10 protein-coding genes are annotated in these 13,793 nt (G+C 76.4%); 6 read left to right on the top strand and 4 right to left on the bottom strand.

The features are described from left to right. Positions 1 to 315 precede the first annotated feature (315 nt). Positions 316 to 1,653, top strand: coding sequence for a geranylgeranyl reductase family protein (locus tag ACFZBD_RS09160; protein ID WP_391138555.1), 1,338 nt, complete (start codon positions 316 to 318; stop codon positions 1,651 to 1,653). 122 nt (positions 1,654 to 1,775) lie between these two features. Here the strand turns inward: ACFZBD_RS09160 and ACFZBD_RS09155 are convergent, their stop codons facing one another. After that, entirely contained in the window at positions 1,776 to 2,228 is a 453-nt protein-coding gene (locus ACFZBD_RS09155; protein WP_391138006.1) for a nitroreductase family deazaflavin-dependent oxidoreductase, read from the bottom strand. Positions 2,229 to 2,452: 224 nt separating this feature from the next. Between ACFZBD_RS09155 and ACFZBD_RS09150 the strand changes: the two genes are divergently transcribed. Together ACFZBD_RS09150 and ACFZBD_RS09145 are read left to right on the top strand one after the other, a co-directional pair. Then, entirely contained in the window at positions 2,453 to 3,712 is a 1,260-nt protein-coding gene (locus ACFZBD_RS09150; protein WP_391138003.1) for a histidine kinase, read from the top strand. Next, positions 3,709 to 4,374: a response regulator gene (locus ACFZBD_RS09145; RefSeq protein WP_391138000.1), complete on the top strand. Its 666-nt coding sequence runs from the start codon at positions 3,709 to 3,711 to the stop codon at positions 4,372 to 4,374. The genes ACFZBD_RS09150 and ACFZBD_RS09145 overlap by 4 nt, the downstream gene beginning before the upstream one ends. Before the next feature lie 38 nt (positions 4,375 to 4,412). Here the strand turns inward: ACFZBD_RS09145 and ACFZBD_RS09140 are convergent, their stop codons facing one another. Both ACFZBD_RS09140 and ACFZBD_RS09135 read right to left on the bottom strand, forming a co-directional pair. Then, positions 4,413 to 5,222: a maleylpyruvate isomerase family mycothiol-dependent enzyme gene (locus tag ACFZBD_RS09140; RefSeq protein ID WP_391138553.1), complete on the bottom strand. Its 810-nt coding sequence runs from the start codon at positions 5,220 to 5,222 to the stop codon at positions 4,413 to 4,415. A gap of 106 nt (positions 5,223 to 5,328) precedes the next feature. Then, complete coding sequence (locus ACFZBD_RS09135) at positions 5,329 to 6,651, bottom strand: MFS transporter (protein ID WP_391137997.1); 1,323 nt, start codon at positions 6,649 to 6,651, stop codon at positions 5,329 to 5,331. A 95-nt stretch (positions 6,652 to 6,746) separates the two neighbouring features. Between ACFZBD_RS09135 and ACFZBD_RS09130 the strand changes: the two genes are divergently transcribed. Continuing rightward, on the top strand, positions 6,747 to 10,388 hold the full coding sequence (locus tag ACFZBD_RS09130; protein WP_391137994.1) for a hypothetical protein: 3,642 nt from the start codon (positions 6,747 to 6,749) through the stop codon (positions 10,386 to 10,388). 424 nt (positions 10,389 to 10,812) lie between these two features. Here the strand turns inward: ACFZBD_RS09130 and ACFZBD_RS09125 are convergent, their stop codons facing one another. Next, complete coding sequence (locus ACFZBD_RS09125) at positions 10,813 to 11,451, bottom strand: endonuclease (RefSeq protein WP_391137991.1); 639 nt, start codon at positions 11,449 to 11,451, stop codon at positions 10,813 to 10,815. Between the two features lie 95 nt (positions 11,452 to 11,546). Here ACFZBD_RS09125 and ACFZBD_RS09120 point away from each other — a divergent pair, with 95 nt between their 5' ends. Next, positions 11,547 to 12,773 carry an ROK family protein gene (locus ACFZBD_RS09120; RefSeq protein WP_391137989.1) on the top strand — a complete coding sequence of 409 codons (1,227 nt, stop codon included), beginning with the start codon at positions 11,547 to 11,549 and terminating at the stop codon, positions 12,771 to 12,773. 166 nt (positions 12,774 to 12,939) lie between these two features. Then, positions 12,940 to 13,704, top strand: coding sequence for a methyltransferase (locus ACFZBD_RS09115; RefSeq protein WP_391137986.1), 765 nt, complete (start codon positions 12,940 to 12,942; stop codon positions 13,702 to 13,704). The last annotated feature ends 89 nt before the right edge of the window (positions 13,705 to 13,793 follow it).

The following is a 13,793-nucleotide window of genomic DNA, read 5'->3' as shown; positions in this document are numbered from 1 at the left end:
GACGCCGGAGCGGCGGAGTCGGAAGCGGCCTTCGCCGCCCCGGAGACGGGGACCGGATCCGAGGCATCCGAGGCCCGTGAGGCCCTTGAGGCGAGTGAGGCCCAGGAGGTCCTTCCGGCCCCCGAATCGGCGCAGGCCGCTTCCGGCGCCGATGGCGATGCCCACGGCGATGCCCACGGCGATGCCCACGGCGAAGGTGACGCCCACGGGGATGCCGGGACCGGCGGGAGTCCGGAGGCAGGGGACCGGGCCGCCGGGGAAGCCGAGGCGGGCGCTCCCGAGCCCGAGGCCGGTGCGGAAGCCGGTGCGGAGGCGCTGTTCCCCGAGGGGGCTCCGACCGTCTGGGACGTGATCGTCGTCGGGGCGGGCCCCGCGGGCGCGTCCGCGGCCTACGCCGCGGCGGTCGCCGGCCGCCGGGTCCTGCTCCTGGAGAAGGCGGAACTGCCCCGCTACAAGACCTGCGGCGGCGGCATCATCGGGCCCTCCCGCGACGCGCTCCCGCCGGGCTTCGAACTCCCGCTCCAGGACCGGGTGCACGCCGTCACCTTCTCCCACAACGGACGCTTCGCCCGCACCCGGCGCTCGCGCCGGATGCTCTTCGGCCTCATCAACCGTCCCGAGTTCGACGCCGGCCTGGTCGAGCAGGCGCAGAAGGCGGGCGCCGAGCTGCGCACCGGCGCCACCGTCTCGCGCGTCGAGCAGCACGGACCGGCCGTCCCCGATCGGCGGACCGTCGCCGTGGTCCTCGCCGACGGCGAGACGCTCCTCGCGCGGGCCGTCGTCGGCGCGGACGGCAGCGCCGGCCGGATAGGAGCCCACGTCGGGGTCAAGCTCGACCAGGTGGACCTCGGCCTGGAGGCGGAGATCCCCGTACCGCCGTCGGTGGCCGAGGACTGGAAGGGGCGGGTCCTCATCGACTGGGGGCCGATGCCGGGCAGTTACGGCTGGGTCTTCCCCAAGGGCGACACGCTCACCGTGGGTGTCATCTCGGCACGCGGCGAGGGCGCGGCGACCAAGCGGTACCTGGAGGACTTCATCGCCCGCCTGGGCCTGGCGGGCTTCGAACCGGCGATCTCCTCCGGTCACCTCACGCGCTGCCGCAGCGACGACTCGCCGCTCTCGCGCGGCCGCGTCCTCGTGTGCGGCGACGCGGCGGGCCTCCTGGAGCCGTGGACCCGCGAGGGCATCTCGTTCGCGCTGCGCTCAGGGCGGCTCGCGGGCGAGTGGGCGGTCCGGATCGCCGAGGCGAACGACGCCGTCGACGCGCGCCGCCAGGCGCTGAACTACGCCTTCGCGATCAAGGCCGGCCTCGGCGTGGAGATGGCGGTCGGGCGGCGGATGCTCGCGCTCTTCGAGCGCCGCCCCGGTCTGCTGCACGCGGCGATCACCGGCCTGCGACCGGCGTGGAACGCCTTCACGGACATCACCCGCGGCTCCACCACGCTCGCCGGCCTCGTGCGCTCGAACGGGCTGGCGCGCCGGGCGCTGGACCTCTTGGACCGCCGGATGGCGGCGGCGGGCGGCACGGCGGCGGGCCGGGGCGTCGCCCCCCGCTCCGCGGACGGCCCGGACGCGGCGGAGTCCGTCGCCGATCCGGTCTCCGAGGACGGCGTCACGGGCACCCCGGACCCGACGGCCCCCGAAAAGCCCTGAGACCGCCGAGACCCCTCGGGTCCCTGACCGGGCCGAACCCGGGCCGGCTCTGACGGATCGATTCGCCGGCGCTGCGACGACAGCGTCGGCGCTCCCCGGCAAGGGTGGGCGTGGCCGCCGCTCTACGCGGTCGTCGTGATGCGGAAGACGGGGTGGTCGGGAGCGGCCGCCAGGATCTCCGCGTCGGAGGAGGCGGCGGTCACCCCCTGGAAGTACTGGCCGACCTCCCATCCCCAGCGCTCCAGATAGGTGCGCAGGATCGGCAGCTTCTCGTGGTCGGCGACCTCGGTCGCCGTGAACGTGCGGACCTTCCGGCCGACGCGCAGCTCTCCGCCGCCCGCCGCGCGCATGTTGCGGACCCACTGGGAGTGGCCGCGGGCCGAGACCAGATACCGTTCGCCCCCGAAGCGGTGCGGGTTGACGGGGATGCGCTGCATCCGGCCGCTCTTCCGGCCCGGTACGGAGAGTTCGGCCGAGCCGAGCAGGCTGACGCCGTGGCGGGCGAGCCAGCCGACCACGCCGTTGACGCGGATGGCGAGCGCACTGCCCCGGCGGTAGTACGGCGGCGAGGTCATCGGCAGACTCCTTCAGCAGGACAGAACGGGCCAGGGTGGGAAGGCGCGGTCTCCTCCACGGTTCGTCCGCGCTCTCCCGTTACCTTCCCAGCGGCGACGTCCGCCTCACGGAGCTCACCGCCCTCACCCACCCCGCGCGCGGACGGCGTACTTCCCCGGGAGTAGGCGTGACCACCACGCCCGGCTGACGCCGGGGCGTCCCGTCCGCGTCTAGCGTGGCGGCCATGGACGAACACCGGACACCGGGCCGCGGCGGACCGCCCCCGGTACGCGAGGCGCGGAGCGGGCCGGCCCGGCTGTGGCAGTGGGCGGGGCCCGAGCCCGGCGGCGGACTGCCCTGGCGATCGACACTGCTCCTGGCGGTCTTCGTGACGGTGGGTTCCGGCTTCGCGTCGCAGGGGCAGCCCGACCGGGAGCCGCTGGACGCGCTCGGCCGCGTGCTGCTGCTGGCCGGGGCCGCGCTGCTCCTGCTGCGCAACCGCCACCCCGTCCCGGTCGTCTTCGGCGTGGCGGCGGCCACTCTCGCGTACTTCGCCGCCGGGTACGCCTACGGCCCCGTCTTCCTCACCGTCGCCGTCGCCTGCTACGCCGCGATCGTGCACGGGCACCGGTACGCGGCCTGGGCGGCGCTCGGCGGGCTCTGGCTCGGGAACCTGCTGATCGGCCACTGGCTGTACCGCCACCTCCCGCCCGACGGGGACCCGGCGGCCCCCTGGGGGCGGGAACTCCCCGTCGCCGCCTTCGTCGTCGCGATCCTCGCCGCCTCCGAACTGGTCAGGGTCCGCCGCGAGCAGTGGGCGCAGCAGCGCGCCGAACGCGCCGCGGCCGAGAAGCGCCGGGCCGACGAGGAACGGCTGCGGATCGCCCGCGAACTGCACGACGTCCTCGCCCACTCGATCTCCGTGATCAACGTCCAGGCGGGGGTCGGCCTCGCCCTCCTCGACAGCGACCCGGAGCAGGCCCGTACGGCGCTCACCACCATCAAGGCGGCGAGCAAGGAGGCGTTGGGGGAGGTGCGTCAGGTGCTGGCGACCCTGCGGGCGCCCGGAGAGGCGCCGCGCACACCGGCGCCCGGGCTCGACCGGCTGCCGGAACTCGTCGAGCAGGCCGCCTCCACAGGGCTCACCGTGGACGCCGTCACCGAGGGGCAGCCGGTGGCGCTGCCGCCCGGCGCCGACCTCGCGGCCTTCCGGATCGTGCAGGAGGCGCTGACCAACGTGGTCCGGCACTCCGCGTCCCGTACCGCCCGGGTCGTGATCCACTACACCCCCGGCCGTCTGGAACTCCGTATCGACGACGAGGGACCGGCCGCCGCCGCGTCCCCCGGAGGCGCGAGCGCCGAGGCGGGCGGCAGCGGCCACGGACTCGCCGGCATGCGGGAGCGTGCCGCGGCGCTCGGTGGCACCATCGAGGCGGGCACCCGGCCGGACGGCGGCTTCCGGGTGCGCGCGGTCCTGCCCGTCCGCCCGAAGGAGACGCCGTGATCCGCGTCCTGCTCGCCGACGACCAGTCGCTGGTACGGGCGGGGTTCCGCGCGCTCCTGGACGCCCAGCCGGACATCGAGGTCGTGGGGGAGGCGGCGGACGGCGAGGAGGCCGTGGCGCTGGTGGGTGAGGTGCGCCCGGACGTCGTCCTCATGGACATCCGGATGCCCCGGCGGGACGGTCTGGCCGCCACCCGTGCGATCACCGGGGACCCCGCGCTCGGCGCGGTCAGGGTGGTCATGCTGACCACCTTCGAGCTGGACGAGTACGTCTTCGAGGCCATCCGCTCCGGCGCCTCGGGCTTCCTCGTCAAGGACACCGAACCGGAGGAGCTGCTGCGGGCCGTGCGCGCGGTGGTGGAGGGGGACGCGCTGCTCTCGCCGGGGGTGACGCGCCGGCTGATCGAGGAGTTCGCGGCCCGTTCCAAGGTCCCGGCGGACGCGCGCGGCCTCGACGGACTCACCGAGCGGGAGCGGGAGGTGATGGCCCTGGTCGGGATCGGCCTCTCGAACGAGGAGATCGCCGGACGGCTGGTCGTCAGCCCGCTGACCGCCAAGACCCATGTGAGCCGGGCGATGGTGAAGCTCGGAGCCCGGGACCGGGCCCAACTGGTCGTCCTCGCCTACGAGTCGGGGCTCGTGCGCCCGGGCTGGCTGGGCTGACCGCCCCACCCCCGCCGCGCCGCCCCCGCCGCGCCGGTCTACGACCAAGTAATGCCGGAGTTCTCCCGCCACAGCTCGGCGAGGGAGGCGTCGCCGGTCACGGACACGGCGGTGTGCGGGAGCCGGTTCCAGAGCATGAGGTAGAGCCGGTCGGCGGGCCCGCCGAGCTCGCAGTCCGCCGCCCGCGCCGGGCCCGCCGCCACGCCCGTGCCCGCCATGCCCGCCGTGCTCCCGGGGCCCGCCGGGTGCGCGCCCGAGTAGTCGGTCCGCGGCGGCTCCGGCGACAGGTGCACGGTCCATACGTCACCGGTGTCCGTCGCCCGTACGCGCAGGGTGCGCGGTTCGGCGGTCCGCACCCGGCTGCGGTCGCGGGCGTGGAAGCCGCGCAGCAGCTCGTCGATCCCGTCCGCGGCGACGGCCGGGTCCATCCGCCCCGGCGCGCCCCCGGGCAGCGCGGACGCGGCGTCGGCGCGGTGGACGGTCGTCTCGTGGGCCTGCCGCCGGGCCCAGAACGCGAGGGGCGAGGGGGCGGGCAGGAACGTCCAGCACTCCAGGGTGTCCGGTGCCTGACGCAGGGCGGCGACGAGCCGGGTGTGCCCCTCGCGGTAGTGGGCGAGCAGGGCGTCGCCGTCGAGATCGGGCTCGCCGCCGTCGGGGTGGTAGGAGGTGTGGCCCTCGGAGACGAAGGCGGTCGCCCAGCGGTGCACCATCGTCGTGTGCCGCAGCAGATCGCGTACCCGCCAGCCCGGGCAGGTCGCCACCTCGGCGTCCATGCCCGCCGCGGCGGCGATCTCGGCGAGGGACCGGCCCTGCGCGTCGAGGGTCTCGATGTGGGCGGCTGTCTTCATGATCTCCATGTGCCGGGATTCTGCCAGCCGACGGGACGGGTAGCGGATGGCCCTCGCCTCCGGCCGCCCGGAGGCCACCCGTTCCGTGGCGCCGGTCGGTCCTCGGTCAACTCGGCTCGTGCGCCTTGGCGTTGCGGGCGGCGAAGCCGATCACCGCGGCACCGGCCGCGAGGACGGCGACGGTGGTGAGGGCGACCGGGAGCGAGAACCAGTCGGCGAGGAAGCCGATCGACGGGGGGCCGAGGAGCATGCCGCCGTAGCCGAGGGTGGAGGCGGTGGCGACACCGCTGGGGCCGGCCAGGGCGCCCGCGCGCGCCACGGCGACGGGGAAGATGTTGGCCAGGCCGAGGCCGGTCACGGCGAAGCCGAGGAGCGCGGCCCAGATGGTGGGGGCGAGGGCGCCCAGCAGCATTCCGGCGGCGGCGGTCGTGCCGCCTGCGACCAGGGTCCGGGTCTGGCCGAGGCGTTCGAGCAGGGCGGTGCCGGAGAGCCGGCCGAGGGTCATCGTCAGCGCGAAGAGGGAGTAACCGGCGGCGGCGATGCCCGGGTGGGCGTCGAGGTCCTGCTCCAGGTGCAGCGCGCCCCAGTCGGCCAGGGCCCCTTCGCCGTACGCCGTGCAGAGCGCGATCACGCCGAACACGATCACGAGCTTGCGCGATCCGTTCCGGCCCTGTGATCCGTTCCCTGCCTCGGATCCCTCTCCGCCCCGCGATACGTTCCCTGCCTCGGACCCCTCTCCGCCCCGCGATCCTGCCCGGCCGTGTGATCGGGCGGCCGCGGCCTGGGGGACGGTTTCGGCCTCCGGCGGGGCCGGGGAGGGGTGCCGGAGCAGGACGGGGCCGGCGACGGCGGTGAGCAGCAGGCCGACGGCCGTCAGGACGAACAGGTGCGTCGCGGGGGACAGGCCGCCGGCGACCAGGCCGCCGATGCCCGCGCCGAGCATCCCGCCGAGGCTGAACGCGGCGTGGAAGCTGGGCATCACCGGGCGGCGCAGGGCGGCGACGAGGTCGACGGCCGCGCTGTTCATGGCGACGTTGATCCCGCCGTAGGCCGCGCCGAAGACCAGCAGGACAAGACCGAGGGCGAGTGGCGAGCCGGTCAGCGCGGGCAGCGCGATGGAGAGGGAGAGCAGCAGCGCCGTGACGACCGTGACGGAGTGGCTGCCGTAACGCCGGCAGAGGCGCCCGGTCAGCGTCATGGTCACCACGGCCCCGGCGGAGACGCCGAGCAGCGCGAGCCCGAGGTCGCTCGCGCTGGAGCCGGTCTGCTGCTTGATGGCCGGGATGCGGACCACCCAGCCGGCGAAGAGGAATCCGTCGAGGGCGAAGAAGAGGGTCAGGGCGGAGCGGAGGCGGGACAGGGAGTGGGCGGCGGTGTCTCCGCCGGGGCTCCCCGCTGCGGCCGTCCGTACTTTGTTTAGTAGCGGCACAAACGCAGGATAGGGGTCCGGCCGGGTGGTTTTCAACCGGCCTCCCGCCGGAAAACCAGTGGCCGGGATCACGGCGACGACGGGATGATCACCGGATGCCGTACGCCGTGGACCGCCTGCTCGCCGCCCTCGACCCCCTCCCGCACCACCGTCGACTGCGGCACCTGGCGCTCAGCGTCCCCGGCCTCGAAGCCGGCGGCGAGCTGGAGACCGTGCTCGACGAGCTAGACCGGCGAGGCCCGTACGAGCGGCGGCTCGCCGCCCTCGCCGCGCTCGTCGGACGGCGCGAGTCGTTCCTCGTCGCCGGGCTCGCCGACCCCGACCCCGTGGTCGGCGGCTACGCCCTGCGCGCCGCCCGTACGCTCCCGGTCCCGGACGATGCCGTGGAGGCCGCCCACGACGGCGCGTCGGCCGCGCTGCGCGCCCGCCTGGCCCGGCTCGTGCTCGCCGGCGGCCGCACGGCGCTCGCCGAACGGCTCGTACCGCGCATACGCGCCACATGGGGCGACGCCGAAGCCGCGCGGCTGCTGCCCGCCTGCTCGGCACCGTTCGTCGCGGCGCTGCTTCCCGAGGTCGCCCACGCCGTCGAGCGGCCGGCCCGGCTGGCGCGGAGTCATCCTGACGCCTTCCTCGACCAGGCCGGGCGCGACCTCGCCGACCTGTACGACCGCTGGGAGCGCGACGGGTGGTGGCAGCGCAACGCCCACGGCCTGGCCGTCCTGGTGCGGCTCCGCCCGGACCGTGTCCTCGACCTGCTGGAGCGGCACGGGCCCGGCATGCTGCCGCACCCGATCTGGCAGCGGGTGGGCGGGCTGTTCGACGCCGACGCCGAACGCACCCTGCGATGGCTCCTCTCCCCGGACCGCGACCACCAGCGGTATCCCCAGCGGCTGTCGCCCGGCGCCGTGCGCGCGCTGGTGAGGGCCGAACCGCCGTCCCTGGGACGGTTCGCCCGCGCGTGGCTAAGGCATCCACCGCACCTCGCCGCCCTGCTGAAGGCGATGCCCCTGGGACGCCGGGCCGCCTTCCTGGACTCCCTGAACGGGCGGCAGCCGTCGACCGGCTACGTCCCCGACGACCTGCTCGACGTCCTTCCCCGGGAGCGCCGGTGGGCCGAGGTCAGGCGCTGGCTCGCCGAGGCCGACGCGGAGGGCGGCTACTTCTGGTGGGACGTGCTGGAGACCGCCGCGTTCGGGCCCTACGCCGAGGCGCGGCCCCGGATGCTGGACGCCCTCCGGCAACCCGACGCCGAGGACCGGGCCCGGGTGTGGCGGGAGCTGCTCGCCTGCGCCGGCCGGGACGGCGGCCCCGACGCGGTGACCGACGCCCTCGACCTCATGGGCCGGCTGCGCAACGAGCGCGACCCCGTACGCGCCGAAGCCCTGGACGCCCTGGCCGGACTGCCCCCGTCGGCGCTCCACGACCGGCACGTGCCGGGGCTCGACCGCGTCCTGCGGGACGCGCTGGACGCCCGCGACGCCTCGGAGGCCGGCCGCGGTGCCCTCTGCCGCCTGGCCTTCGGCCTGGTGGTGGCGTACGCGGAGACCGACACGGGGAGGGCGGACGGCCGCGGGGGTGCCGGCCCGGCTCCCCGTACGGCCGATGCGGGGCGACAGTCCGGCGGTTCCGGGTCCGTCGACCGTCGGACCGACCGGACGACGAAGCCGGTGGGCGGCGGAAACCGCGGCGGAAACGTGAGCGCGAGCGGAACCGCCTCCGGTACGCCCGCCACGGCGGAGGAACGCCCTTCCGCCCCGGCCGGTGACGGCACGTCCCCCGACCGGCCTGCCCCCGTGTCCGGTCGGCCCGCCCTGGCCGCCTGGGCGCTCGCCGCCCTGCCCCTGATCACCGGCGACACCGGCACGCTGGTGTTCGGCCCCCTGGGCACCACGCTCCGCAGGGGCCAGGAGCACCAGGTCTTCGCCGCGGTGCGGCCGTGGCTGGAGACGGCCGCCGGCAAGGGCGACCACGCGCCCCTCCTCGGTCTCGCCGCCGCGCTCGGCCGGAGGGCCCACGACATCCCCGGTCTCCAGGATCTCCTGGAGAGCGCCCTCCGCTGCGGGAGTGACGAGGCGGCCGCCACCGCGGCCCGACACTGGCTGGCGGATCCGCGCACGCGCGAGGCGCGGGTGAGCCGAATCCTGGAACGGGAGCCTTCGGTCGCCGTCCTTCCCGCCGTACGGGAGGTGGTGGCCCGGCGGCGGACCGACCTGCTCGACGCGCTGCTGGCCGAGGAACCGCCGTACGGACGCTTCCTGCCGCGCGGCGCCGACCGCCCGCTGCCCGACGTGGCGTACGCCGACCGCTGGCTGCCGCGCCAGCAGGAGGCGGCGGCCCGGGTGGCGCGGGCGGCGGTCGCGGACACGTCCCGGCCCCTGAGGGAGCGGGCCGCCGCCCTGCTCGCCGCCGGAGCCCTGCCCGGCGGCCACGGCCGGGAGGTGGTCGACGCGTATCTGGACGCACCGGAGGTAGTGCTCGCGGAGGCCGCCCTCATCGCCGCCGTCCGACCGGACCGGCCCGCCGAATCGCTGCGGATCCTGCTGGACCACGCGGGCGGTGACCGGGCGCGGGTGGCCGTCCACGCCGTGGGCAAGGCCGCCGCGCACAGCGCGCCGGAACCGTTCGCCGAAGAGCTGGCCGCCGTTCTGGCACCGGGAAGCGACGCCAAGGTCACCAGCCGCAAGGAGGCCGTCCGGCTGGCCGCGCGGTTCCTCCCCACGGCCCGGGCCGCCGCGCTGCTGGCCGCCGCGTTCCGCGCCCCCGGCGGGCACCCCGACGTGCGAGCGGTGATCGTCCGGGCCGCACCCGGGCTGCTCGGCGAGCCCGGCACCTGGGAGGTGCTGGAGGAGGCCGCGCGCGACGCGCCCCCGGTGCGGATGGCGCTCGTCGAGACCCTTCCCCGGGCCCTGCCGGCCGCGCACCGCGCGCGGTACGGGCGGCTCGTCGTCGGCCTGTCCGCCGCGGACGACCCCGACGTCCGTGCGGCGGCGAACCGGGCCCTTCCGCGATGGGCGGCCTCCACGCCCGAGGTGCTCACCGTCCTCCGCGACCGGGTGACCGACCTCGCCGCGGGCGGCGCCTGGCGGACACACTCCACCGCGCTCGCCGACCTCGCCGGCTCCGGTGCGCCGCACCCCGTGGGCGGGGCGGTGGAAGGCGGCCTGCTGCACACCACCGTCACCACGCTCCTCGCCGGGGTCCGCCGCGAACAGGAGGACGGCTACGAGGACCCGCACGGCCGGGACCTCCCGGCCCGCCGGCGACTCCGGTCGCTGGCGGAATCGCTGCGGGCGGCCACCTCCTCCCGCCACGTGCCGCGTGCGGTGGCCGACCTGCTGGCGGGCGAGCCCGGCCTGGCGGCCGTCCGCGCACGCCTGCTCGTCTCCCTCGTCGCGTTCGACCAGGACGCCCCCGGGCTCTCCGCGCAGCTGGGCGAGCTGGCCGACACGGTCCGGCACAGCCGGGTGGCCGCCGCCACCGTCGCCCGGAGCCTGGACTCCCGCGCCTCCATGGCCGTCGACGGCCTGGAGGACACCTCGGCCGTACGCACCGCCCTGCTGGGCGCCGCCACGGGTGGCGACGCGATCGACGGCCTGCTCGCCGTCGGCATGGTGTCGGGCATGGGCGCCCGACTGAGCTGGCCCGCGGAGTGGCGTGACCTGCTGCGGACCCTGCGCCGCCACGCGGACCCGGACGTACGCGAGGCGGCGCTGGAGGTGACGGAGTACGAGGAGTGACCCCGCGTCCGGGGGTGGGGGACGGGACGCGCTGGTCGCGGGCGGCGGGTTGCTCTGGTCCCGGGAGGTGGCAGCGTACGGCGGGCGGCCTCGGCCAGGGACGGATGGCCTCGGCCAGGGACGGGCGACGGGCGGCCTCGGCCACGGACGGGCGGCGGGTGCCCGCTGGTTCGGGGCGGCGGCGCTTGAGCTGGCGGAGTACGGCGGGCGGCCCCGGCGAGGGACGGACGGTTTGGGCCACGGACGGGCTACGCGCACCCGCTGCTCCGTGCGGGCGGCCTCGGGCGGTCCCCTCGCCGAGCCGATCGCCCTCGGGAGAGGAGGGCGAGCGAGGGGAGGCCGGCGTCCCGGAGGGCGCCTTGTGCGGCGCGAACCACCGCCCTGCCGTCCCGTAGGGCGCCCGTGGCGCGGGCCCAAGCTCTCCCTACGAGCCCTTAGCGGGGCGGTCGAGCGAGGTCCGCACCAGGGCCGACGCCAGGGCCGGGAGGTCCTTGCCCGGAACCAGCTCCGCCAGCGCCGCACGGTCGGCGGGAAGGCCGGCCCGGCGGGCGCCTTCCAGAGCGCGCTCGTCCAGATAGGGGCCGACGTCCGGCCACACCCCCTGCACCTCCCGCAGGAAGATGTCCGCGCCCGCCGGACCGATCCCCGGCATCTCGCGCAGCGCCGCGCCCAGCGCGTCCACGTCTCCGTCCGCCGCGGCCCGCATCCGGCGTAGATCGCCGCCGTACTTCTCCAGGAGCAGCCCGGCCTCCTCGCCGAGCTGTGTCGCGGTCCGCTCGTCGTACCGCCGGTAGCCGCCCTCGCCGAGGGCGTCCACCCGCTCCTGCCAGCTCGCGTCGCGCATCGCCCGCGGGCTGCGCATCCCCGCCTCGAACAGGGCCCGGGCCGCCGCCACCGCCGTGGCCGCCCGGATCCTGGCGCTCAGCAGATGAGCCAGCACGAGCAGTTGGTACAGCGGCTGCGGCGTGTCCTTCAGTCGGATTCCGGCCTCTTCGGCGTACGTCCGCCCGGCCTCGTCCGCCACCAGCGCCCGCGCCCGCGCACTCGCCTCGGAGCGTGCCATGAGACCTCCCGCGCACCTCGTGTTTCCGCCGCGCCGCTACCCCCTCGGCCCCCGCCGAAACCGGGGCCCTCCCCGATCATGGGAGACTCGCCCCCATGAACGGCAAGGCGACGACGACCAAGACACGTCTGGACAGGGGGCGCGGAGCGCTCGGACCCGCACTCGAACTGGTGCACACGGGCCGCGCGCCCACCCGCGCCGTCCTCACCGCCGAGCTGGGCGTCACCCGCGCCACCGCCGGAGCCGTCGCCGCCGAGCTGGAGGCGCTGGGGCTCATCCGGGTCGACTCGAATCCCGGCGCGGCCGCCGGTTCCCAGGGCCGCCCCTCGCACCGCCTCGCCGTCGCCGACCAGGGCCCCGTCGCCCTCGCCGCCCAGGTCCACTCCGACGGCTTCCGGGCCGCGCTGGTCGCCCTCGGCGGCACCATCGTCGCCACCGCCCCCGGCTGTGTCACCGTCTCCGCCGACCCCGCCCAGGTGCTCGGCGCCGTCGTCGACGCGGGCGCCGCGCTCCTCCGCGAGACCGGCCGGCGCTGCGTGGGGGCCGGGCTCGCCGCGCCGTCCGCCGTCGCCGAACCGGAGGGCACGGCGCTCAACCCGCTCCACCTCGCCTGGCCGGCCGGCGCTCCGGTACGGGAGATCTTCGCCGAACGCGTCCGTGCCGCCGGCATCGAGGGCCCCGCCTTCACCGGCAACGACGTCAATCTCGCCGCCCTCGCCGAGCACCGCCACGGCGCCGGGCGGGGCGCCAAGGACCTGCTGTGCGTGGCCACCGGTCACCGGGGCGTCGGCGGCGCCCTCGTCCTGGACGGCCGGTTGCACACGGGCAGCTCCGGCCTGGCCCTCGAAGTCGGCCACCTCACCGTCAACCCCGAGGGCCGCCCCTGCCACTGCGGCAGCCGGGGCTGCCTGGACGTCGAGACCGATCCGCTCGCCTTCCTCACGGTCGCCGGTCGCGCGCCCGGGCCGGAAGTGTCGCTGCTTCAGCAGGCGCGCGACCTGCTGCGTACCAGGCCGGACGACCCGGGGGTTCGGGCCGCGACCGAGGAGCTGATCGATCGTCTGGGGCTCGGCCTGGCCGGGCTGGTGAACATCCTCAACCCCGACCGGATCATCCTCGGCGGCCTGCACCGCGAGCTGCTCGACGCCGACCCCAACCGGCTCCGCGCGGTCGTCGCGGACCGCAGCCTGTGGGGGCGCAGCGGCGGTGTGCCGATCCTGCCGTGCACGCTGGACCACAACAGCCTGGTCGGCGCGGCGGAGCTGGCCTGGCAGCCGGTCCTCGACGACCCGCTGGCCGCCCTCGGCCGACCGGTGGCCTAGAGGGCGGCGCCCTACGCCCCGGTCTGCCGGGCACGCGGATCCCGAAGCCCGCGCCGCCCCGACCGGGGTGCGTGCGCCCGGGGTCTCGTGCGGCCCATGCCTTGGCGCTCCGCCGCGGACGGAAATGGAGGGGCGGAGCCCCGGTCCGCGCACTAACCTCCCCGCCATGACCGCGAATGATCTTCCGCCCCGTCTCGGCGACCTCACCTTCCACGGCCCGCTCTCCGAGGCCCGGGCGACCCGCCTCATCGAGCGGCTCGCGGCCCCCGCGCCCGCCACCGTCCTCGACATCGGCTGCGGCTGGGGCGAACTCCTGATGCGCGTCCTGGAAGCCGCGCCCGGCGCCACCGGTGTCGGACTCGACATCAACGGGGAGGACCTGGCCAGGGGCCGTGTCCTCGCCGGGGAACGCGGACTCGCCGACCGGGTGGAGTTCGTCGAGGAGTCGGCGCTCGGCACCACGCGCGGGCCCGTCGACGCGATCCTGTGCCTCGGTTCGAGCCAGGCCCTCTGCGACCCCGACCAGCCGCACGACCCGGCCGCGGCCTTGCGTGAACTGCGACGCCTGGTCACGCCGGGCGGGCGGGTCGTGCTCGGCGAGGGCTTCTGGGAGCGTACGCCGACGGCGGAGCAGCTCGCCGGGATGTGGCCGGACGCGCGGACCGACGACCACCTGTCGCTCGGCGGGCTGGTGGACCTGGCGATCGAGGCGGGCTTCCGGCCCGCCTGGATCGAGACGGCGAGCCGCGAGGAGTGGGAGGAGTTCGAGTCGGGCTACCGCCACGCCACCGAACTCTGGCTGGCCGCCCACCCGGACCACCCCCTCGCCGCCGAGACCCGCACCCGCGTGGACCGCCAGCGCTCGGCCTGGCTGAACGGCTACCGCGAGGTCCTCGGCATCGCGTACCTGACCCTCGTCCCGGTCGCCTAGGGGGTGTGGTTTGGGTGAGGGGGGTGGGCACACAACCCCCCCCGGGGGGGGGGGACCGTAACCCGGCCCCCCCCCCCCCCCCCCCGGGC

The organism is Streptomyces sp. NPDC008121 (assembly GCF_042957155.1).
In the GTDB taxonomy this organism is placed as follows: Bacteria; Actinomycetota; Actinomycetes; order Streptomycetales; family Streptomycetaceae; genus Streptomyces.
Note: the sequence above shows the minus strand (reverse complement) of the source record. Positions and strands in the feature narration are given on the sequence as shown.

What these genes read in the sequence shown, in the direction of transcription:
- ACFZBD_RS09120 (WP_391137989.1), top strand. Translation starts at nt 11,547, where the DNA reads ATGAACGGCAAGGCGACGACGACCAAGACACGTCTGGACAGGGGGCGC.
- ACFZBD_RS09155 (WP_391138006.1), bottom strand. Translation starts at nt 2,228, where the DNA reads ATGACCTCGCCGCCGTACTACCGCCGGGGCAGTGCGCTCGCCATCCGC.
- ACFZBD_RS09125 (WP_391137991.1), bottom strand. Translation starts at nt 11,451, where the DNA reads ATGGCACGCTCCGAGGCGAGTGCGCGGGCGCGGGCGCTGGTGGCGGAC.
- ACFZBD_RS09115 (WP_391137986.1), top strand. Translation starts at nt 12,940, where the DNA reads ATGACCGCGAATGATCTTCCGCCCCGTCTCGGCGACCTCACCTTCCAC.
- ACFZBD_RS09140 (WP_391138553.1), bottom strand. Translation starts at nt 5,222, where the DNA reads ATGAAGACAGCCGCCCACATCGAGACCCTCGACGCGCAGGGCCGGTCC.
- ACFZBD_RS09130 (WP_391137994.1), top strand. Translation starts at nt 6,747, where the DNA reads ATGCCGTACGCCGTGGACCGCCTGCTCGCCGCCCTCGACCCCCTCCCG.
- ACFZBD_RS09150 (WP_391138003.1), top strand. Translation starts at nt 2,453, where the DNA reads ATGGACGAACACCGGACACCGGGCCGCGGCGGACCGCCCCCGGTACGC.